This is a genomic window from Nocardioides luteus (assembly GCF_015752315.1).
Lineage (GTDB): Bacteria > Actinomycetota > Actinomycetes > Propionibacteriales > Nocardioidaceae > Nocardioides.
Genome location: NZ_JADOVJ010000001.1, coordinates 1,293,935 through 1,314,319, shown reverse-complemented (window position 1 = coordinate 1,314,319; position 20,385 = coordinate 1,293,935). Strand labels below are relative to the sequence as shown.

General features: G+C 71.1%; 17 protein-coding genes, 1 pseudogene and 3 riboswitches. Of the genes and pseudogenes, 5 read left to right on the top strand and 13 right to left on the bottom strand.

Annotated features, from left to right (window positions below):
* Window position 1 precedes the first annotated feature (1 nt).
* A complete protein-coding gene (locus HD557_RS06275; RefSeq protein ID WP_196873268.1) occupies window positions 2-778 on the bottom strand; it encodes a CbtA family protein in 777 nt (258 codons plus the stop codon).
* Window positions 778-993, bottom strand: coding sequence for a CbtB domain-containing protein (locus tag HD557_RS06270; protein WP_008362319.1), 216 nt, complete (start codon window positions 991-993; stop codon window positions 778-780). Before HD557_RS06270 ends, HD557_RS06275 begins: the two co-directional genes overlap by 1 nt.
* Window positions 994-1,226: 233 nt before the next feature.
* Window positions 1,227-1,443: riboswitch (cobalamin riboswitch) on the top strand.
* Window positions 1,444-1,564: 121 nt separating this feature from the next.
* Between HD557_RS06270 and HD557_RS06265 the strand changes: the two genes are divergently transcribed.
* The 3 genes from HD557_RS06265 (at window position 1,565) to HD557_RS06255 (ending at window position 4,756) form a co-directional block, all read left to right on the top strand.
* Window positions 1,565-2,569 (top strand): ribonucleotide-diphosphate reductase subunit beta, encoded by a 1,005-nt coding sequence (locus HD557_RS06265; protein WP_196873267.1) that lies wholly within the window; start codon window positions 1,565-1,567, stop codon window positions 2,567-2,569.
* The gene (locus HD557_RS06260; protein ID WP_008362316.1) at window positions 2,569-4,284 is read left to right on the top strand and encodes a ribonucleotide reductase N-terminal alpha domain-containing protein; all 1,716 of its coding nucleotides are present in this window, start codon (window positions 2,569-2,571) and stop codon (window positions 4,282-4,284) included. The genes HD557_RS06265 and HD557_RS06260 overlap by 1 nt, the downstream gene beginning before the upstream one ends.
* 115 nt (window positions 4,285-4,399) lie before the next feature.
* Window positions 4,400-4,756, top strand: coding sequence for a (2Fe-2S) ferredoxin domain-containing protein (locus tag HD557_RS06255; protein ID WP_196873266.1), 357 nt, complete (start codon window positions 4,400-4,402; stop codon window positions 4,754-4,756).
* Here HD557_RS06255 and HD557_RS06250 read toward each other — a convergent pair.
* From HD557_RS06250 to HD557_RS06235, 4 genes are read right to left on the bottom strand one after another with little or no spacing between them, the layout of a single operon-like run.
* Window positions 4,744-5,670, bottom strand: coding sequence for a cobalamin biosynthesis protein (locus tag HD557_RS06250; RefSeq protein ID WP_196873265.1), 927 nt, complete (start codon window positions 5,668-5,670; stop codon window positions 4,744-4,746). The genes HD557_RS06255 and HD557_RS06250 overlap by 13 nt on opposite strands.
* Complete coding sequence (locus HD557_RS06245) at window positions 5,667-8,159, bottom strand: cobyrinate a,c-diamide synthase (protein ID WP_196873264.1); 2,493 nt, start codon at window positions 8,157-8,159, stop codon at window positions 5,667-5,669. Before HD557_RS06245 ends, HD557_RS06250 begins: the two co-directional genes overlap by 4 nt.
* A complete protein-coding gene (cobO, locus tag HD557_RS06240; protein WP_196873263.1) occupies window positions 8,153-8,767 on the bottom strand; it encodes a cob(I)yrinic acid a,c-diamide adenosyltransferase in 615 nt (204 codons plus the stop codon). Before cobO ends, HD557_RS06245 begins: the two co-directional genes overlap by 7 nt.
* Window positions 8,767-10,884, bottom strand: coding sequence for a VWA domain-containing protein (locus tag HD557_RS06235; RefSeq protein ID WP_231380197.1), 2,118 nt, complete (start codon window positions 10,882-10,884; stop codon window positions 8,767-8,769). The genes cobO and HD557_RS06235 overlap by 1 nt, the downstream gene beginning before the upstream one ends.
* A gap of 24 nt (window positions 10,885-10,908) precedes the next feature.
* Window positions 10,909-11,042: riboswitch (cobalamin riboswitch) on the bottom strand.
* Window positions 11,043-11,110: 68 nt separating this feature from the next.
* On the opposite strand from HD557_RS06235, the gene cbiE reads away from it, so the two are divergent.
* Window positions 11,111-12,328 (top strand): precorrin-6y C5,15-methyltransferase (decarboxylating) subunit CbiE, encoded by a 1,218-nt coding sequence (gene cbiE, locus HD557_RS06230; protein WP_196873262.1) that lies wholly within the window; start codon window positions 11,111-11,113, stop codon window positions 12,326-12,328.
* Window positions 12,329-12,363: 35 nt separating this feature from the next.
* Here cbiE and HD557_RS06225 read toward each other — a convergent pair whose 3' ends face one another.
* From HD557_RS06225 to HD557_RS28095, 7 genes and pseudogenes are all read right to left on the bottom strand, one after another.
* Complete coding sequence (locus HD557_RS06225) at window positions 12,364-13,611, bottom strand: IS30 family transposase (RefSeq protein WP_196873261.1); 1,248 nt, start codon at window positions 13,609-13,611, stop codon at window positions 12,364-12,366.
* A gap of 87 nt (window positions 13,612-13,698) precedes the next feature.
* Window positions 13,699-14,334 carry an HAD family hydrolase gene (locus HD557_RS06220; RefSeq protein ID WP_196873260.1) on the bottom strand — a complete coding sequence of 212 codons (636 nt, stop codon included), beginning with the start codon at window positions 14,332-14,334 and terminating at the stop codon, window positions 13,699-13,701.
* Between the two features lie 17 nt (window positions 14,335-14,351).
* The gene (gene bluB, locus HD557_RS06215; RefSeq protein WP_196873259.1) at window positions 14,352-14,969 is read right to left on the bottom strand and encodes a 5,6-dimethylbenzimidazole synthase; all 618 of its coding nucleotides are present in this window, start codon (window positions 14,967-14,969) and stop codon (window positions 14,352-14,354) included.
* A complete protein-coding gene (gene cobM, locus HD557_RS06210; protein WP_196873258.1) occupies window positions 14,969-15,766 on the bottom strand; it encodes a precorrin-4 C(11)-methyltransferase in 798 nt (265 codons plus the stop codon). The genes bluB and cobM overlap by 1 nt, the downstream gene beginning before the upstream one ends.
* A complete protein-coding gene (cobJ, locus tag HD557_RS06205) occupies window positions 15,763-17,364 on the bottom strand; it encodes a precorrin-3B C(17)-methyltransferase (RefSeq protein WP_196873257.1) in 1,602 nt (533 codons plus the stop codon). The genes cobM and cobJ overlap by 4 nt, the downstream gene beginning before the upstream one ends.
* A complete protein-coding gene (locus tag HD557_RS06200; protein ID WP_445321546.1) occupies window positions 17,361-17,969 on the bottom strand; it encodes a precorrin-8X methylmutase in 609 nt (202 codons plus the stop codon). Before HD557_RS06200 ends, cobJ begins: the two co-directional genes overlap by 4 nt.
* A gap of 687 nt (window positions 17,970-18,656) precedes the next feature.
* A pseudogene (locus HD557_RS28095) lies at window positions 18,657-18,848 on the bottom strand (nitrite reductase); the annotation flags it as partial.
* Window positions 18,849-18,903: 55 nt separating this feature from the next.
* Window positions 18,904-19,107: riboswitch (cobalamin riboswitch) on the bottom strand.
* A gap of 104 nt (window positions 19,108-19,211) precedes the next feature.
* Here HD557_RS28095 and HD557_RS06190 point away from each other — a divergent pair.
* The gene (locus HD557_RS06190; RefSeq protein WP_196873256.1) at window positions 19,212-20,378 is read left to right on the top strand and encodes an ABC transporter substrate-binding protein; all 1,167 of its coding nucleotides are present in this window, start codon (window positions 19,212-19,214) and stop codon (window positions 20,376-20,378) included.
* The last annotated feature ends 7 nt before the right edge of the window (window positions 20,379-20,385 follow it).

Genomic DNA, 20,385 nt, shown 5'->3' with positions numbered 1-20,385 from the left:
CTCACAGGCTGGCGGCCAGGGCCTTGCGTTCCGCGACAGCGCGCTCTGCCGCGTACAGACGAATGACCAGTCCGGTCAGTGCCACTCCGAGCACGCCCCACATCGTGGCGAGCGTGATCAGCGAGGCCCGGCGGAAGAACCACAGCGTGTCGGCCGGGAAGTCCCCGACCTCGTTGACCGTCGTGAACAGCTCTCCGGCGACGACCATCACGGCCAGGTAGGCCGCGGTCGCGCCGACGACGGCGAGGTAGGTGCCGAACCGCCCGCGCAGCCGCACCGCGGCGTACGTCACGACCACCGCCGCCACGACCGAGAGGGCCTGGAAGGCGAAGTAGACCGCGGTGCGTACGCCGATGGTGTCGCCGCTGCCGACCGCCGGCGGGGTCGCCGGGTATTTGAGGAACGGCACGAGTGCGACCGCGACGAACCCGATCAGGGTGACCAGCGCCGTCGACTGGCCCGGCGTGAGCCGTCCCAGACGACCCAGCGTTGCCGCGGCGACCAGCCCGACGATGCCGCCGAGCGCGACGCCGACCGCGAGGGTGCCGGTCAGCAGCCCCCAGGTGCTCTGGTTGGTGCGGGAGACCTCGGCGGCCTCCTCCTCGCCCTCAGCACCTTCGGCGGCATGCGAGTGCGAGTGTCCGTCGCCGCCGGCCTCCTCCAGCGCGATGGCAGCACCGACCTGCGGCTCACCGACGGCGTACGCCACCAGGAAGGTGGCGACTCCGGCGAGGAGGCCGGCTAGGAGGCCGCGTACGAGAAAGGCACGCGGGCTCATCAGTGGCAGGGGTAGCCGAGCAGGTGACGACCGTCGTGGACCCACTCGTGGATCAGGGTGCCCGACGGGATCGAGACGGCGCCCTGGTCGGCGCTGATGAAGAAGAGCGCCAGGAGACCGAGCAGACCGAAGAAGAGCGCCCAGGGGGCGAGCTCACGGAGCGGGATGGTGGGCAGATCTGCGCCGGCGACCGGCGCCACAGCGTGCTGCGACATATGTCCTCCTCAGGGATACCTGCGTCCCTGTTCGTTGGGGTTGGACGGACATTCGGGTCTGACTCCACCGCCGCGAGGCGGTGTCACAGTAGCGCGACTGTGCCGGAGTTCCACCGGCTTCCTCATGTCCGTTGGCGGCATCATGCCACGTCGGGACGCTGGCCGCACCCACAGCGTTCCATGGAGTCGGCGAAACACAAGATCTAGGAAGTTGCATTGGTGTAATTCCCGCATATAGTGGTGCCCGCAGCTGGTTCTCCCACCTCGGCGACGAGGCGGGAGAGGCAAGAGGGAACCCGGTGCGAGTCCGGGACTGCCCCGCAGCGGTGAGTGGGAACGACCGCCGTCACGAAGCACTGGGAGCAAGCCGGCTCCTGGGAAGCGACGGCCACTAGGACCGAGCACGAGACGCCCACGAGTCCGAAGACCTGCCAGTGCCCACCTCATGGTGGGGTCCGCGACCTCGAGGGAAGGTCAGGGGATCGAGCGCGTACGACGCCGTCCTCTCCTGCCCCGGCACGGATGCACGAGACATCCAGCGGGCCGCGGGGCCCGCCTGAACAAGGGGGGTATGGGCTTGATCGACACCGAGGGTCTACCGATCCGCACCGAGAAGTCGGCGTACGTCTTCGACTATCCGATGGCCGAGGACCTGGCCAAGAAGCAGCGGAGCATCTTCTGGACCGCCGAGGAGATCCCGGTCGAGAACGACAAGCAGGACTTCCTGGTCAACATGACCGACGCCGAGCAGGCTGCGGTCAAGACGACGCTGAAGCTGTTCACCATCTACGAGCTGATCCTCGGCGGCGAGGTGTGGGGCGACCGGCTCTTCCACGCGTTCCCGCGGCCCGAGATCCAGATGATGACCAACGCCTTCTCCTTCGCCGAGCTGAACATGCACGCGCCGTTCTACGCGAAGCTCAACAAGACGCTGATGATCGACACCGAGGAGTTCTACGACTCCTACAAGAACGACCCGGTGCTGGCCGAGCGGATCGCCTTCGTGTGGGACGCCATCGCCGACGAGGACCTGCTCTACGCGCTGAGCGTCTTCACGCTGATGGAGAACTGCGTCCTCTACTCCAACTTCGCCTTCCTCAAGCACTTCCAGTCCGGTGGCAAGAACCTGCTGCAGAACGTGATCAGCGGCATCAACTTCTCCGCCCGCGACGAGAACCTGCACGCCACCGGCGGTGCCTGGCTGTTCAACACGACGCTGGACGAGTACGCCGCGACCGTCCCGGCCGACAAGTTCGAGGCCGAGCGCGACGACCTCTTCGCCCGCGTCCGCGGCGTCGCCGAGCACCTCTACGCCCACGAGGCCCGGATCGTGGAGATGCTCTTCGCCCACGGGCCGATCACCGGCATCGAGCAGGCCGATCTGGAGGCCTTCGTGCGCTCCCGCATCGACATGACCCTGGAGAACATGCGGATGGAGCCGCTGTTCGGGGTCGAGACCAACCCGGTCGCCGAGTGGTTCTACGCCGGCATCAACGGCACCCAGTTCCACGACTTCTTCCAGGTCACCGGCAACGAATACAACCGCAACATCGGCGAGACGGAGTTCGAGTTCTGATGAGCAGCACCAGCTGGGAGGCGCTCTCCGCCGAGCGCAAGGCACTGCAGGACGAGGGCACCGTGCCTGCCTTCATGACCACCGCGGGCTACGCGATGTTCAAGGCCAAGTACACCGTCGCGGACCAGAGCGTCCGCGAGCGCTACGAGACCATCGCGGCCACCGCCGGCGGGCTGGCCGACGAGATGTACCCCCGCGAGGACGGCGTCTCCTGGACGGAGCCGTTCTTCGAGGCGATCTGGAACGGCTGGCTCTCCCCCTCGACGCCGGTGCTGTCCAACCTCGGCACCGACCGCGGCCTGCCGGTCTCGTGCGAGGGGTCCTACGTCGAGGACTCGGTCTGGGGCTTCTACGAGACCCTCAAGGAGGCCGCGATCCTGTCCCAGAACGGGTTCGGCACCTCGGCGTACCTCGGTGACGTCCGGCCGCGCGGCGCGAAGTTCAGCGACAACGGCAAGGCCAACGGCGTGGTCCCGGTCTTCTGCAACTTCGTGGAGATGACCAACCAGATCAGCCAGGGCGCCACCCGCCGCGGCTCCTGGGCGGGCTACCTGCCCGTGGACCACCCGGACTTCTACGAGCTCGCCGACCTGATCTTCCGCGAGCCGGCCAACAAGAACGTCGGCTGGATCTTCAGCCAGGCCTTCATCGACCGGATGCTCGCCGGCGACAAGGACGCCCTGGAGCGCTACCAGCGGGTGCTGAAGATCCGGGTCGTGCTGGGCAAGGGCTACATCTGGAAGGTCGACACCGTCAACGCGGCGCAGACCGAGTCCTACCAGGCCAACGGCCTGGCCAACAAGGCCTCCAACCTGTGCTCGGAGATCACCCTCTTCAGCGACGAGGACCACTCCTACACCTGCGTGCTCTCCTCGCTGAACCTGTCGACCTACGACGAGTGGAAGGACCAGGACACCGCGTACGTCGCGACCGTCTTCCTGGACGCGGTCGCCGAGGCGTTCCTGCGCAAGGCGCGTACCATCCGCGGTCTGGAGCGGGCGGTGCGCTACACCGAGAAGGCCCGCAGCCTGGGCCTCGGCGTGATGGGCTACCACGACTACCTGCAGAAGCAGCGGGTGCCGTTCGAGTCGGACAAGGCGGCAGCGCTGAACAAGGACATCTTCGAGCGGATCTCGTCCCGTGCCGACGCCGCCTCGCGGTGGATGGGCTCGGTCGCCGGCATCCCCGAGTGGTGCGTCGGACGGCGCAACTCCCACCTCATGGCGATCGCGCCGACGATGAGCACCGCGGTGATCGTCGGCGGCACCAGCCAGGGCATCGAGCCGTACGTCGCCAACGTCTGGAACCAGACCACCTCCGCCGGCGAGATGCCGCGGGCCAACCAGAACCTCGTCGAGGTGATGAAGGAGCGTGGCGTCTACGACCAGGCCCACATCTCCGACATCATCGACCACGGCGGCTCGGTCCAGCACGTCTCGTGGCTCGACGACCACGAGAAGGAGGTCTTCCGGACCGGCTATGAGATCGACCAGGAGATCCTGCTCGCCCGGGCCTCCGACCGGCAGGTCTACATCGACCAGGCCCAGTCGCTGAACCTGTTCTTCCAGGCCGACGCGACCCCGCAGTACATCAGCAAGATCCACAAGCTCGCGCTGCTCGACCCGAACATCAAGAGCCTGTACTACCTGCGCTCGCGCGCCGGTATCCAGGCCAGCAAGCAGTCCACTTCGACCACTCCGACCGCAAAGGCGTGACCATGAACGAGAACCCGACCACCACCGACGCCATCGACGACCTGAGCTGGGACGACTGGAGCGACGCCGCTGTCTGTGCCATCGAGAACGGCCCGGACTGCGAGGCCTGCGAAGGATGAGCGCCCCCGCCGGGCGGCCGACGCTGACGGTCTGCCGCGGCTGCTGCTGCGGGACCGAGCGGAAGTCGCCCGGGGTGGACCACGCCGCCGTGCTCAGCACGCTGAACGCGGCGGCCGGGGAGTCGGCGACCGTACGTGTCGCCGACTGCCTCGGCCCGTGCGAACGGGCCGACGTCGTGGTCGTCGGCCCCTCACCCGAGGGGCGGCAGCGTGGGGCGAAGCCCGTCTGGGTCGCCCGGGCCGGCTCGGAGCGGGTCGCCGACGCGCTGGCCGAGTGGACCCGCGCTGGCGGGCCGGGCGTCGCCGACGCACCGCCGGCGGTCATGGCCCGAGCGTTCCGTCACGGGCGCTGAGCGACCGCCGCGTACGCCGCCGCGACCAGGGCCGCGCCGATGCCGACCCTGCGGGCCAGGGTGGTGGCGCCGACGACGTCCGCGGGGGTGGCGGCGCGGCCGTCACCCATGACCGCGCGGTGCTCGACCCGGTTGCCGTAGTAGCGGTTCGTGCCGCCGAGGCGGATGTCGAGGGCACCGGCGAAGGACGCCTCGACGACACCCGCGTTCGGGCTCGGGTGCTGCGCTGCGTCGCGGCGCCAGGCCTGCCAGGCCTGCGTCGCCCGTGACGGCGCGGCGGCCAGGGTGAGCAGGCCGGAGAGTCGTGAGCCGGGGAGGTTGAGCAGGTCGTCGAGGCGGGCGCTGGCCCAGCCGAAGCGCTCGTAGCGGTCGTTGTGGTGGCCGACCATCGCGTCCAGGGTGTTGGCGGCGCGGTAGCCGAGAAGGCCGGGTACGCCCGCGAGCGCACCCCACACCAGCGGCGCGACCACCGCGTCGGAGGTGTTCTCCGCGACGCTCTCGACCACCGCGCGGGAGACCTCGGACGCATCGAGCTCGGCGGTGTCGCGGCCGACGAGGTGGGTCAGCCGCTGCCGCGCGGCGGGCAGGTCACCCGTGTCGAGGTGTGCGTGGACCGCCAGTGCCTCGCGTTCCAGCGAGCGGCCGCCCAGGACAGCCCAGGTGGCGGCGGCGGTGACCAACATCTTCCCGGCCCGGCCGGGAGCGAGGCGCTCGGCGGCGGCGCCGAGGACGACCGCTCCCCCGACCAGCGTCGCGGTGTGGAGGACTCCTCGGGCACGATCGTCCGCGTAGCACGTCTGCTCCGCCTTCATCGCGACCGTGCCGAAGCCGGCGACCGGGTGGTAGCGCCGGGGATCGCCGAGCAGGCGATCCAGCGCGAAGCCGGCCAGCAGCCCGATCGCCCGTGGGCTCACCGGTCTCCCCCGGTCCGCCGCAGGGCGGTCAGGAGCTGGTCGGTGATCTCCTCGGGGCGCACCGCGATCCGCACCCAGTCCGGGCCGAGCCCGGGGAAGGTGTCGGCGCGGCGTACGGCGATGCCCTGCTCACGCAGGGCCTCCCGGACCCCGGCGCCGGGGCGGGCCAGGACGAAGGAGGCGGTCGAGGGGACGTACTCGATCTGCTGCTCGCGCAGGCCCGCCTCGAGGTGTTCGCGCCAGGTGGCGATGCGCTCGGCGCGCTCGCGGGCCTCGGCGCTCGCGCGCTCGGTGGCGCAGGCGAGCATCGCGGCGCCGGCGGTGGCCGAGACGGACCACGGGGTGCGTACGGCCTCGAGGTCGCCGATCGCGGTGGCGTCGCCGACGACGTAGCCCGCGCGGACCCCCGGGATCGACCAGTGCTTCGTCAGGCTCCGGATCACCAGCAGGCCCTCGGCCCGCTCCGCGGTGAGGGTCTCGGGCTCGCCGGGGACCGCGTCCATGAACGCCTCGTCGACCACGACCAGGCGGCCGGGGCGGAGGAGTCCGCGGAGGGTGGCGGCGGGATGGAGCACTCCGGTGGGGTTGGTCGGGTTGCCGACGACGACCAGGTCGGCGTCACCGGGTACGGCTGCCGGGTCGAGGACGAACCCGTCCTCGGCACGGAGGCGCACCTCGGTCACCGTGTGGCTGGCCTGCTCGAGCGCCGCGTGGGGCTCGGTGAACTGCGGGTGCACGACGACCGGTTTACGCCACGTCCTGGCCCGGGCGACCAGCGTGAACGCCTCGGCCGCACCGGCCGTCGGGAGCACCTCGGTGCGCTCGCGGCCGTGATGCTTGGCCAGCGCCGCGCGCGCCGGCTCCTCGTCGGGGTAGGCGGTGGGGGCCAGCGAGTCGTGGAGCGCCTGGTCCAGCCACTCCGGTCGCGGGTCCGGGTAGACGTTCACCGCGAAGTCGAGCAGCCCGTCGCCCACCTCGACATCGCCGTGGTGCCGCAACGGGTCGGCCACCTCGCTGGTCGAGCCGCCGGAGCTGCTGGGCGGAGGCGTGTCGAGACCAACACGGTCCCCGGTCGCGCTCGATTCGACCGTGTTGGTCTCGACACGCTCGCTGGCGCTCGCGGCTCGACCAGCCGGGGCGGCTCGACCGACGGATTCGGCGAAGCGGCGGGCAAGGTGTGGATGGCCGGCCCAATGCACGTGGAGGTACGACGCGTGGACGGTGTCGCTGCTGAAGCCTGTCTGCACACCGTCGACGGCCCACGCCGCCTGGGTGCCGGCCGGGGGCGAGGTGATGGTGCGGTGGAACTCGTGGCCGGTCACCTGCTCGCCGGCGCGGGTGAGGAAGGAGTCGGACTCGGCGGTGGCGACCGGGTAGCGCAGGGTCAGGCGCTCGCTCATCGCAGCCCGGGTGGGGATGGCGCCGGCCATCGGGACCTCGTCGAGCGACTCGGCCAGGTAGAGGAGTCCGGCACACTCGGCGACGGTCGGGATCCCGGCCTCGACGGCGGCCCTCAGGTCGCGGAGCAGGCTCGTGTTGGCGGCCAGGTCGGCGGCGTACACCTCCGGGAAGCCGCCACCGAGATAGATCCCCCTCGTGCCCTCGGGGAGCGCGGGATCGGTGAGCGGGTCGAAGGGGCGTACGTCGCAGCCTCCGGCCTCCAGGAGCTCCTCGGTCTCGGGGTAGCGGAACGTGAACGCCCGGCCGCCCGCGACCGCGACGACCGGACGCTCCCCGCCCGGCGCGGCGTCCATCTCCAGCGCCGTGGCCGGATCCCACGGCTCGGCGTCCAGATCGGGAGCGGAGCGGGCGACGTCGAGCAGGGCGGACAGGTCGAGGTGGGCGGCGACCTGCTCCCCCAGGCGCTCGATCAGCGCGACGGACTCGTCGCGCTCGGCGACCGGGACGAGACCCAGGTGACGCGACGGGGAGGCGAGCGACTCGTCCCGCGGGAGCATGCCGAGCACCGGCAGACCGACCTGCTCCAGCGCTCGCCGGATCTCCTCGGCGTTGCGCCCGGGAGAGCAGCGGTTGAGCACGACTCCCCCGATGCGTACGGACGGGTCGAAGGCCGCCATCCCGGCGGCGATCGCGGCAGCGGAGCGGGACATCCGGGCGACGTCGAGGACCAGGACGACCGGCGAGGAGGTCAGTGCGGCGACATGCGCGGTGGAGGCGAAGCCGTCGGTGCCGAGGCGGCCGTCGTAGAGCCCCATGACGCCCTCGATGACCGCCACCTCGGCACCAGCGGCACCGTGGAGCAGCAGCGGCACCACCCGCTCGACGCCGACCAGGTGCGGGTCGAGGTTGCGGCCCGGGCGTCCGGTCGCGAGCGCGTGGTAGCCGGGGTCGATGTAGTCCGGGCCGACCTTGTGCCCGCTCACGGTCATCCCGGAGGCGCGCAGCGCCGCCATCAGCCCGGTCGCGATCGTCGTCTTCCCCGAACCCGTCGACGGAGCCGCAACCACCAGCCGGGGCAGGGTCACCATTCGATGCCCTTCTGGCCCTTCTGCCCGGCGTCCATGGGGTGCTTGATCTTGGTCATCTCGGTGACCAGGTCGGCGACCTCGAGCACGGCGGGATCGGCGTCGCGGCCGGTGATGACGACGTGCTGGCGCCCCGGCCGCTCGGCGAGCACCGAGGCGACCTCGGCGGCGTCGACCCAGCCCCACTTGATCGGGTAGGTGAACTCGTCGAGGACGAGCAGGTCGTAGCGCTCGTCGGCCAGGCACCGCTTGATCTCGGCCCAGCCCTCGGCGGCGGCCGCGGCGTGGTCCTCGGCCTCCCCCTGCTTGCGGCTCCAGGACCAGCCGGAGCCCATCTTGTGCCAGTCGACCGGTCCGCCCTCGCCGGTCTCCTCGTGCAGCTTGCCGAGGCGCTCGAGCACGGTCTGCTCGCCGATGCGCCACTTGGCCGACTTCACGAACTGGAAGACCCCGATCCGCCAGCCCTGGTTCCAGCCGCGCAGCGCGAGGCCGAAGGCGGCGGTCGACTTCCCCTTGCCGGGACCGGTGTGGACCATCACCAGCGGCCGGTTGCGGCGCTGGCGGGTGGTGAGCCCGTCGTCGGGCACGTTCAGCGGCTGTCCCTTCGGCATCAGGCAGCGCCCCTTCCCATGGTGGATCCGGTGAACCCGTGGACGGCCGACGTCAGCGCCTCGGCGCTCACCTCGGCGACCGGGACGTGCTCGGCGCCCAGGTGCTCGGCCAGTTGACGCGCCAGCCCGAGCCGCATCGGTCCGCTCTCGGAGTCGATGACGACGGTGGTGACGCCCAGGCCGGCGACGTACGCGGCGGCCTGCTGCGAGCGTCGGACGGCGTCCTTACCGTGGGTCTGCGCAGTTTTTCGGGACGAGTTGGCGCGACCGTCGGTGACGACCACCAGCAGCGGCCGCAGATCGGGGTCACGCAGGTGCTCGCGCTGCAGCACTCGGGCGGCCTCGAGGAGGCCTTCGGCCAGCGGCGTACGTCCTCCGGCGGGCACCTCGTCGAGACGGGCCGCTGCGAGGTCGACCGACCCGGTCGGCGGCAGCACCAGCTCGGCGCCCTCGCCGCGGAAGGTGATCATCCCGACCTTGTCGCGGCGCCGGTAGGCGTCGAGGAGCAGCGAGAGGACCGCGGCCTTCACCTGCGCCATCCGCTTGCGCGCGGCCATGGACCCGGACGCGTCCACGCAGAAGAGCACCAGGTTGGCCTCGCGACCCTCACGGACCGCGGTGCGGAGGTCCTCGATGCGCAGCTCGACCTTCGCGGACGTACGCGGCCGGGCGGCCTGCTTGCCAGCGGCCGCCTTGAGCGTCTCGACGAGATGGAGGGAGCCGCGGACGCTGGTGTTCGCGCCGATCCGGCGGCCGCTGCTGCCGATCGCCTTGCTCCGGCCGCCGGTGCGGCCGGTGCCCAGGCCGGTGACGGTCAGGAGGCGGGGGCGGTAGGCCGGGGCGGCGGCGGTGACGGACTCGCCTGCGACGCCGGAAGGAGATTGGGCCTGGTCGGGTGCGTCATCGGCTGTGTTGGTCTCGACACCGCTCGCTTCGCTCGCGGGCTCGACCGACGGGGGTTCCGCGTCGGTCGAACCGTCCTCCGCGTCGGTCGAGCCGCCGGAGCCGCTAGGCGGAGGCGTGTCGAGACCAACAGAGTCTTCGCTGTCCGAGCCATCCGAAGGCCCACCCTCCGGGGGCTCCGGCGGCAGTTCCTCGTCGCCGAGGATGCGGTCGAGCAGGTCCTCGTCGAGACCGGGAGCGTCGAACGGGTTGCGACGGCGGCGGTGCGGAAGGGCCAGGAGTGCGGCCCGGCGGATGTCTTCGCGGGTGACCTCGGAGCGCCCGGCCCAGGCGGCGTGGGCGACCGCGGTGCGGGCGGTGACGATGTCGGCGCGCAGCCCGTCGACCTCGAAGGCCGCGCAGACCTCGGCGATCTTGAGCAGCCCCGGTGCGGTGAGCCGGACCTTCCCGACCAGCGCGCGGGCGGCGGACACCCGGGCGGTCAGGTCACGCTCGGCGGCCACATAGCGCTCGACGAACGCGGGAGCGTCCAGGTCGAAGGCCATCCGGCGGCGTACGACCTCCGCCCGGAGGGCGGGATCGCGAGGAGCGGCAACCTCGACGGTGAGCCCGAAGCGGTCCAGCAGCTGCGGGCGCAGCTCGCCCTCCTCGGGGTTCATGGTGCCGATCAGCACGAACCGGGCGGCGTGCTCGACCGAGACCCCGTCGCGCTCGACCGAGACCCGGCCCATCGCGGCCGCGTCCAGGAGCAGGTCGACCAGGTGGTCGTGGAGCAGGTTGACCTCGTCGACGTAGAGCAGTCCGCGGTGGGCCCGGGCGAGCAGCCCCGGCTCGAACTCGACCGCACCGCGCGACAGCGCGCTCTCCAGATGGAGCGAGCCCACGACCCGGTCCTCGGTCGCACCGACCGGGAGCTCGACCAGCCGCACCGGCCGGCTCTCCACGACGGCAGCGGACCCGAACGGCCCGTCCGGCGACTCCGCGGACGGGTCGGCGGGGTCGATCGAGAACCGGTCCCCCGCATAGACCGAGATCGAGGGCAGCACGGCCGCCAGGCCGCGTACGGCCGTCGACTTCGCGGTCCCCTTCTCGCCGCGGACCAGGACCCCGCCGATCTCCGGGGAGATCGTGGTGAGCACGAGCGCGAGGCCCATGTCGTCGAGGTCGTCCGCCTGACAGCCGAGGACGGCAGAAAATGGATAGTGCACCGGCATGAGAGGCTCCCGCTCCCTATCGCGTTGGATGGATGGACGCGGGGCCGGTCTTCGGACTTGCCGAGTCCCCCGTGTGGGGCTCGGTTCACCGCAGCGGGCCTGTGCCGGAATCTCACCGGCTTCCCAGATTCTCCCGTCCCACCGTCCTCACCAGCTCTCCTCTCGAGCCGATGACTGGGCAGTCGGGGCACCTCGCGCCTGTGCGGTCACTGTAGCGTCTGGCCTCATGATCGTCGTGGTGGGCATCGGTGCCGGAGGTTGGGACGAGATCCCCGTACGTCACCAGCAGCTGATCCAGGACGCCGCGACCCTCCTCGGCGGCAAGCGTCATCTCGACCTCGTCCCCGACGTTCCCGGCCAGCGGCGCGAGCCCTGGCCCTCGCCGCTGCGCGAGGGGCTCCCGGCCCTGCTCGAGTCGCTGCCGACGGACGCCCCTGTCGTCGCGCTGGCCTCGGGCGACCCGCTGGTCTCCGGCATCGGTACGACCCTGATCGACCTGCTCGGAGCAGCCAACGTACGCATCGAGCCGGCCGTCTCCTCCGTCGCCCTCGCCCGCGCCCGGATGGGCTGGCCGGCCGAGTCGTGCGTGGCAGTCAGTCTGGTCGGCCGCGACGTGTCGCTGGTCGCCCGCGAGCTCGCCCCCGGCCGCCGGATCCTGGCCCTCTCCTCCGACGGGTCGACCCCGGCCGAGCTCGCGAACCTGCTGATCACGAGCGGGTTCGGCGCGTCGACGATGACCGTCCTCGGCGAGCTGGGCGCAGAGACCGAGAGCGCCCGGACGGGGACGGCCTCGACCTGGGCGGGCGAGTCACCACGGCTCAACATCGTCGCGATCGAGTGCGTCGGCGCGCCCTCTCTCGGCTGGGCTGCGGGCCTGCCCGATGACGTCTTCGAGAACGACGGCCAGCTGACCAAGCGCGACCTGCGCGCCTCGGCCCTGGCCCGACTGGCACCCACTCCTGGGGCGCACCTGTGGGACGTCGGCGCCGGCGCCGGCTCGGTCGGGATCGAGTGGATGCGGGCGCACCCCTCCTGCACCACGACGGCCATCGAGGCCAGCCCCGAGCGGGCCGCCCGGATCGCCCGCAACGCGACCCGCCTCGGCGTACCCGGCCTCGCCGTCGTCGAGGGCCGCGCCCCCGACGCCCTGCCCGGCCTCCGCTCCCCCGACGCGATCTTCATCGGCGGCGGCGCAACCCGCCCCGGCGTCCTCGACACCTGCCTCGCCGCCCTCCGCCCCGGCGGTCGTCTGGTCGTCCACGGCGTCACCCTGGAGACCGAGCAGCTCCTGACGCGACAGCATGCCGAGCTGGGCGGCGAGCTGACCCGGATCTCTGTGGAGTCCGTCGACACGATCGGCACCTTCCGCGGCTGGGCGCCTCAGCGCACCGTCGTGCAGTGGGCCTACCGCGCGCCCCTTTTACTAGACGATGACACTTTGTGAAGGCGGTGGACTCAACCGGTCGAAGCAACGGTTGGTCAGGCTGCTGGGTTCAGCAGCTGGGCCAGCCGTTGGGCCGGCGTCTGTAGGTCAAGGGTAGGGCGTGGGCGTTGGTTGAGGGTGTCGGCGATGCGTTGGAGGTCTTGGGGAGTGTGGCGTGAGAGGTCGCTGCTCTTCTCGAACCAGTGTCTGAGGAGCCGGTTGGTGTTCTCGTTGGATCCTCGCTGCCAGGGGGAGTGTGGATCGGCGAAGTAGATGGTGGTGCCGAGCTCGACCTGGATGTGCTGGTAGCGGGCAAGTTCAAGGCCACGGTCCCAGGTGATCGAGCGTCGTAGGTGATCGGGCAGCGTGCCCATCTCGCGGATCATCGCTTCAGCAACGGTCTCGGCGTCGTGGCGACCGGGCAGGTGGAGCAGGATCACGAACCGGGTGGTGCGTTCGACCAAGGTGCCGATCGCTGAGCCGTTCCCGCTCCCGAGGATCAAGTCGCCCTCCCAGTGCCCCGGAACGGCTCGGTCAGCGACCTCGGCAGGTCGTTGACTGATCTTGAATGCCTCGGCATAGGCGTTCTTGCTGGGGTCATGGCTGGAACGGCCACGAGGTTTGCGGGCCTTGCGCCGAGTAGAGAGGCATCGATGTAGATCGGCTCGGAGCTGACCGCGGGTTTGAACATAGAGGGCCCGGTAGATCGTCTCGTGACTCACCCGTCCCATCCTCGCAGCCGGATCGGCACCGGGGTGATCGGTGCGCAGCACCGCCGCGATCAACCCGGGTGACCAGCCCTGGTCCATCCAGGTCTCGATCAGCCGAGACAGTCGTGGGTTCGCGGCCAGCTTGAACTCCTTGGGACGCCGGCGGCGCTGGTGGGCTGCCCGATGAGCCACCTCACCGCGATAGACACCATCGTGGCCGGTGTTGCGGGCGACCTCGCGGCACACCACCGACCTATCCCGCCCGATCACCGCAGCGATCTTGGCCTGCGACCACCGATCAGCCAGTCCTGCAGCGATCACCGCACGATCCTGGGCGGTCAAACAACGACGCTGACGGCCTGCACGGTCGGTACCGGGGACACTCGGGTCACTCTGTAGCACTGTGCCCAGCCCACCCCGTAACGCACCCGGCTCAAGTGGAATCGGCACTGGGCAAGCCTGATGCCACCACAGCACCGCGGTCGGTTTCGCCACGCCGACCACATCAGCAGCCCGCCGTGCCGACATACCCGCACAGATCAGATCCACGACTCGAGAACGACACTCCTGTGAAAAGGGCTTCCCCGTCGGCATCACAACGCTCCTTCAACTCAGCGTTGCTTCGACCGGTTGAGTCCACCGGCTTCACAAAGTGTCATCGTCTAGTAAAAGGTCGGCATCTCATCCGAGCGCGATGCGCTTCAGCTCTCCCAAGGTGTCGATGCGGTAAGTAGCTTGGGAGAAGTCCTGAGTGCCGGTGAAGTCGTTGTGTACGACCACGCAGTCGATCCCGGCCGCGACGGCCGAGCTGAGACCTCGGGACGAGTCCTCGACGACGAGCGCCTCCTCCTTGGCCGCCCCGAACCGCCTCAACGCGGTCAGATAGGGCTCCGGGTGCGGTTTGGAGTGCTCGTAGTCCTCGCGGACGAGGACGAAGTCCATGAACCCCCTGAGCTGACGGTGTTCGTGGATCACCTCGAAATCAGCGCGCTTCGCCGTCGTCACGACGGCCATCCGAACGTGCTTCGACAGCTCCGCCAGCACCTCGACGACACCCTCGATCTCGATCGCCTCGGTCCGCAGATACTCCTGGTAGTAGGCGTCGCGAACCTCCCGCAGCCTGTCGATGACCCGCTCGTCGACGCCGGCCGCTCGCGCCTGCTCCCAGGTCCCCAGACCCAGGCTCATGTCCCGGAGATACCGCTCCTGGTCCAACGTCACACCGATCGCGGCCAAGGCTCGCGCCCCGGCCCTGAAATACCAGGGCTCGGTGTCCACCAGGACACCGTCATGGTCGAAGAGGATGTACTTCTTCACCCGCCGATTCTGACGGACTACCCGAACTTCTCCTCGTGGACCACGGTCGAGAGCGGTGAGCGGTGGCGCCAGCCGAAGCGCTCCAGGTCGGGGACGTCGGGGAGGTCGGCGACGTGTCCGACGCAGAGCCAGGCGACGGGGCGTACGCCCTCGGGCATCCCGACCAGGTCGCGCAGGAACTCCTCGCGGTAGAAGCTGACCCAGCCGACGCCGAGGCCCTCGGCGGTGGCGGCGAGCCAGAGGTTCTGGATGGCGCAGACGACCGAGTAGAGGCCGGCGTCGGCGATGGCGTGGCGGCCGAGGACGTTGGGGCCGCCGCGGCTCGGGTCGTAGCCGACCACGATGCCCAGGCCGGACTCGCGGATGCCCTCGATCTTGATCCGGGAGAAGGTCTCGGCCCGCTCGCCGGACAGGGTGGCGGCGAAGGTCTCCCGCTCGGTCGCGACGTGGGTGTGGAAGCGCTCGAGGCGGTCGGCGTCGCGTACGAGCACGAAGTCCCACGGCTGCGACATCCCCACGCTCGGGGCGGCGTGGGCGGCGGAGAGGAGCCGATCCAGGACCTCGGGCGCTACCGGCTCGCCGGTGAACTCCGCGCGAGTGTCGCGGCGACGGTTGATGGCGTCGTAGAGGTCCATCAGGAACCTCCCGACCCGGTGGTCGAGCTCGTCGAGACACGCGGGCGAGCCGCGTCGTAGAGGAACGACTCTCCGCCGTCGCGGGCCAGCGCGGGCCCGGCGAGGATCACGGCGGCCTGGCGGAGCCCGGCCTCTTCGACCGCGTCGGCGATCGTCGCGACCGTCCCGCGCAGCACCAGCTCGTCGGGCTGGCTGGCGCGATAGACCACCACGACCGGACACTCAGGGCCGTAGTACGGCAGCAGCTCGGCCATCAGCTCGCGGGTGCGCCGGATCGCCAGGTGGAGCACCAGGGTGGCCCCGGTGGCGGCGTACGCAGCCAGCGACTCCCCCTCCGGCATGGCCGTCGACCGGGCCTGGGTGCGGGTGAGGACGACCGACTGGGCCACCAGCGGCACGGTGAGCTCGCGGCCGACCAGCGCGGCCGCGGCAGCGTAGGCGGGCACGCCGGGAGTCACGTCCCAGGGCACCTCGGCGACGTCGAGCCGCCGGGTCTGCTCCGCGACCGCCGAGTAGACGGACGGGTCGCCGGAGACGAGGCGCACGACCTGCCTGCCGGCACGTTGAGCGGCGACGATCGCACCGACGATCTGGTCCAGATCGAGCTTCTGGGTGTCGACCAGCTCGGCCTCGGGGCTGCAGTGGGCCAGCACCTCGGGATCCAGATAGGTGCCCGGGTAGAGCACCACGTCGGCGGCCTCGAGCAACCGCGTCGCACGCACGGTCAGCAGGTCGGCCGCGCCGGGCCCGGCACCGACGAAGTGGACCGTCCGACCGGGCACCTGCTGGCCGGTCACTGGACGAACCTCGGCGTCCAGACCTGCCCCGCCGGGGTCACCCGGGTCGAGCTCGCCCCCACGATGACCAGGCACTTCATGTCGATCGACCCCGGGTCCAGCTCACCGAGGGTGGTCACCGTCAACGACTCCTCGGCCCGACCCACGTCGCGCCCGACGATGACGACGGTGTCCGGCTTGCGCTGCTCGAGGAGTACGTCACGAGCCAGGCCGATCTGCTCGGTGCGCGAGCGCGACGCTGGGTTGTAGATCGCCAGCACCAGGTCGGCGGCGGCGACCGCACGCAGCCGCTCCTCGATGACGGACCACGGCTTGAGCCGGTCGGAGAGCGACATCACCGCGAAGTCGGCGCCGACGGGAGCGCCCGCACGCGCGGCCACCGCCTGGACGGCGCTGACGCCGGGCAGCACCCGGACACGTACGCCGGCATAGGCCGGGTCAGAAGCCGCCTCGAACACGGCCGAGGCCATCCCGAAGACGCCGGCGTCGCCGCCGGAGACCACGGCGACCCGCTCCCCTGCGAGCGCCAGGTCCAGGGCGTGCCGGGCTCGGTCGACCTCGACGGTGTTGCCCGACGCGTGCCGCCGCAGCCCCTCACGCTGCGGCACCCGGTTGACGTACGGCGCATAGCCGACGACGTGGCCGACCTCGGCGAGCGCCGTGCTCACCTCGGGCGTCAGCCACCCATCGGGCCCCGGCCCCAGCCCGACGACCAGCACCTCCCCGTCGCTGGTCGAGCCGCCGGAGCCGCTAGGCGGAGGCGTGTCGAGACCAACACAGTCCCCTGACGCGCTCGAGTCGACCGTGTTGGTCTCGACACGGAGTCGTTCGTCCCTCACGACTCCGGCTCGACCAGCGGAGGGCTGAGAGTCGCCGGGGACGACGATGAGCGAGAAGTACGGCACGGACGACGGGTCCACATCGGCAACCGGCAGCCAGCGCTCCTCCGGCTGCGAGGCACGCTCGACGTACCAGGCACCTTCGAGCCGCCCGGCCGCGGCAAGCGCGGAGCGGACCGCCGGGAAGGTCCGGCCGAGCTTCATGATGATCGCGGCCTCGGTGTCGGCGAGACGCCGGGCGAGCTCGGGCTCGGGCAGGGTCCCGGGCAGCACGGTGAGGACGTCGGTCTGGCGCACCAGCGGTGTCGAGACGGCGGCGGTGGCGGCCGCGAAGGCCGGGACGCCCGGAACCACAGAAGTCTCGTAGACCTCCTTGAACCGGTCGTGGAGATACATCGAGGAGCCGTAGAAGAGCGGGTCGCCCTCGGCGAGCAGGACCACGTCGCGGCCGGCGTCGAGGTGGGCGGAGAGCCGGACCGCGCAGGACTCGTAGAACTCGGCCATCGCCCCGACGTAGCCACCCGGGTGCGAGGTGGTTCCGGTGGTGACCGGGTAGCGCAGCTCCTCCTCCACCGCACCGGCCGGGATCAGCGAGGAGGCGATCCGGCGGGCGTGGGACTGCTTGCGCACCCCGGCGTGGTAGGCGATCACCGGTGCCGCGCCGATCAGCCGGGCGGCCTTGAGGGTGATCAGCTCGGGGTCGCCCGGGCCGATGCCGACGACGGTGAACCGTCCCAGAGCCTGCTGAGTGCTGCTCATTCCTGCTCCTGGGCGAGTGCGTTGAGTGCGGACGAGGTCATCGCGGAGCCGCCACGGCGGCCACGGACGGTGACGTAGGGGATGTCGATCCCGTGGTCGTCGGCGAAGGAGGCGAGCGCCTCCTTGGACTCGGCGGCACCGATGAAGCCGACCGGGCAGCCGACGATCGCGGCCGGCCGCGGACCGCCGTCGAGGATCATCTCGAGCAGGTGGAAGAGCGCCGTCGGAGCGTTGCCGATGGCGACCACGGCGCCCTCGAGGTAGGGCTCCCACAGCGACAGCGCGGCCGCGGTGCGGGTCGTGCCCCAGGCACGGGCCAGCGCCGGGACGCGGTCGTCGCCGAGCATGCAGAGCACCTCGTTGTCGCGCGGCAGCCGGCTGCGGGTGACTCCGGTGGCGACCATCGTCGCGTCGCACAGGATCGGTGCCCCGGCCTCGAGGGCACCACGCGCGGCCTTCACCAGACCGGGGTGGATGACCAGGTCGGAGGCGAGGTCGACCTGTCCGCTGCCGTGGATCATCCGCACCGCGAGCCGCTCGGCGTCGGCGGGCACCGCGGAGAGGTCGGCCTCGCGGCGGATGGTCGCGAAGGAGTCGACGTAGATCGCCGGCCCCTGGTCGATGTAGTCGTAGCGCCGGGTCGGGCGCACCTGCGGCGCCGGCACGAGTACGCCGCGCCACGGCGTCACCACGACCGCCGGCGCCCGCTCCACCAGCGCCTCGACGGCGGCCCGGTCCAGGGCTCCGTCGGTGGCGGCGACATGCTCGCCGCCGGGCACCTCGCCGAACCCGAGCTCAGCGGCTGGCGCCGGCACCCGGTCGTCGGCCTCGACCGGCTCGACGAGCGGGCCGCCCAGTTCGGAGACGTGCCAGGCAGCCGACGGCCCCTCGCCGCGTACGTCCAGGAAGCGCGAGGCGAGCGCGACCAGCCGGGACGCGGCCTCGGCGAGCGGCACGACCGGCCCCCACGAGTCGCCGACCCGCAGCTGACCCTCAGCGTCCGAGAGCGCCACCAGACCGAGGTCGCACTCCCGCGCGACCAGGTCGCCGCGACCGTCGTCGAGCACGAAGAGGAACCGCCCGGGCAGCGCCGCCAGCCGGGGCGAGGCGCACAGCAGCCGGTCCAGCGAGGCGGCCACGCCACGCAGGTCGGCCCGGCCGCCGGCGAGCCCGGTCTGCGGGGAGACCATCACGTTGCGTACGAGCTCGTGGGTCTGCGCCGGCACCAGACCGGTCGCCTTCAGCGCGGTGAGCACCTCGCTGGGCAGCGCACCGTCGACGGCGGGCAGGCCGCGTACCTGCAGGTTGGCACGGCCGGTCAGGTAGACACGGCCGTCGCCGTAGGTCTCGGCGACGGAGACCAAGGAGAGCAGCGAGGCCGACGAGACGGAGCCGCCGATCAGGCGCAGCCGCACCAGCAGGCCGTCGTCGGCCGGCCACGGACGGCCGACTCCTGGGCACCGGTCGGATCGGACTCGGGACATCGCCACACCTGCTCTGGTCAGGTGCCCTTCCGCGGGGCACGTGGTGACCTGGCGGCGGGCGCCGCCAGAGCCAGCAGGTCTTCGGACTCGGAATCGATCGGTGCGGGACGCCTTCCCGGAGCCAGGCTCCAGTGGCTGCCCCTCCCGGAGGAGGTGCGTGTACCGCCCGTCATCCTCACCGCTGCGCGTCAGTCCCGGACTCTCACCGGGTTCCCTGACCCCATCAGGCATGGAGTACGACTGGCAGGGCGAGACTACCCACTTGCGGACACGGCGCCGAATTGCTCGCCCTGCGGCGGTGGTCTGTGCCAGTGTTCGGCTACTCGGAACCTTCCACTCGTCTTCGCACAGATGGAGTCCCCCGTGACCGGATCGGCTCGTCGGAAGCTGTTCGTTCTCGCGCCCGTCTCCGCGCTCGCGCTCGGTCTCACCGCATGCGCCACGACGTCGGAGTCGAAGGTCGCGATCGGTCTCGTGGTCCCCATCTCCGGCGCCCACAAGTCGATCGGCACCGACATGTCCCGCGGCTTCCACCTCTACCTCGACCAGCACGGCGGCAAGCTCGGTGGCCGGCTGGTCGACGTCATCGAGGCCGACGAGGGCGAGCGGGTGAAGACCGGGGTCGCCGCGGTGACCAGGCTGATCGAGGACGAGGAGGTCCAGGCGGTCGTCGGGCTGGTGGGCTCGGAGACGGCGCTCGCGGCCAAGGACGTCGCGGAGGGCGGCGAGACACCGCTGATCGTCACCGGCGCCGGGGCCGACCAGTTCGCCGACGGCTCCGACTACCTGTGGCGTACGTCCGTGACCAACGCAGACCTGGGCGGCGCGCTCGGGGAGGCGGTCGCTCAGGAGACCGAGCGGGGCGCGGCGTACGTCATCGCCTCCGACGACGCCGCCGGCCACGAGTCCTCCGACGGCTTCATGATCGCCTTGGAGGCCGAGGGCGGCGGCATCGCGGGACAGGGCTACACGCCGGCCGACGCGACCGAGGACTGGTCGGGCCTCTTCGCCAAGGTGAAGAAGTCGGGCGCGGACGCGATCTATGCCGCCTACGCCGGGAAGGAGGCCGAGGCGTTCGTGAAGCAGTACCGCGACTCCGGCCTGGCCCGGAGCACCCCGCTCTACGGTCCCGGCTTCCTCACCGAGGGCGACGTGCTGTCCACCCTGGGCGGCGACGCGACCGGGGTGCGGACGGTGCTGCACTACAGCGACGCGATGGACTCGCTGACGAACGCCGCCTTCGTGAAGGACTACCGCGAGAAGTACGACGCCACCCCGACGGCCTACTCGGTGCAGGCCTACGACGCCGCGGCCGCGCTCGACAAGGCGCTCGAGCTCTCCGACGACGTCAACCGCAACGAGATCGCGGACTCCCTGGGGTCCGTCGGCACGATCGTCAGTCCCCGCGGGAACTGGACCTTCGACCCCAACCACAACCCCGACCAGCCCTACTTCCTGCGTGTGGTCAAGGGCACCGCCGACGGCCCCCGCAACGTCGTGCTGCAGAAGATCGCCCCAGCCGGAAGCTGAGGCGATC

Excerpts from the sequence above, each read along its gene's own strand:
- HD557_RS06225 (WP_196873261.1), bottom strand. The coding sequence starts at position 13,611 with ATGCCGACGGGGAAGCCCTTTTCACAGGAGTGTCGTTCTCGAGTCGTG.
- HD557_RS06255 (WP_196873266.1), top strand. The coding sequence starts at position 4,400 with ATGAGCGCCCCCGCCGGGCGGCCGACGCTGACGGTCTGCCGCGGCTGC.
- HD557_RS06275 (WP_196873268.1), bottom strand. The coding sequence starts at position 778 with ATGAGCCCGCGTGCCTTTCTCGTACGCGGCCTCCTAGCCGGCCTCCTC.
- HD557_RS06270 (WP_008362319.1), bottom strand. The coding sequence starts at position 993 with ATGTCGCAGCACGCTGTGGCGCCGGTCGCCGGCGCAGATCTGCCCACC.
- cobJ (WP_196873257.1), bottom strand. The coding sequence starts at position 17,364 with ATGAGCAGCACTCAGCAGGCTCTGGGACGGTTCACCGTCGTCGGCATC.
- cbiE (WP_196873262.1), top strand. The coding sequence starts at position 11,111 with ATGATCGTCGTGGTGGGCATCGGTGCCGGAGGTTGGGACGAGATCCCC.
- HD557_RS06265 (WP_196873267.1), top strand. The coding sequence starts at position 1,565 with ATGGGCTTGATCGACACCGAGGGTCTACCGATCCGCACCGAGAAGTCG.
- HD557_RS06235 (WP_231380197.1), bottom strand. The coding sequence starts at position 10,884 with ATGCCGGTGCACTATCCATTTTCTGCCGTCCTCGGCTGTCAGGCGGAC.
- HD557_RS06245 (WP_196873264.1), bottom strand. The coding sequence starts at position 8,159 with ATGGTGACCCTGCCCCGGCTGGTGGTTGCGGCTCCGTCGACGGGTTCG.
- bluB (WP_196873259.1), bottom strand. The coding sequence starts at position 14,969 with ATGGACCTCTACGACGCCATCAACCGTCGCCGCGACACTCGCGCGGAG.
- cobO (WP_196873263.1), bottom strand. The coding sequence starts at position 8,767 with ATGCCGAAGGGACAGCCGCTGAACGTGCCCGACGACGGGCTCACCACC.
- HD557_RS06260 (WP_008362316.1), top strand. The coding sequence starts at position 2,569 with ATGAGCAGCACCAGCTGGGAGGCGCTCTCCGCCGAGCGCAAGGCACTG.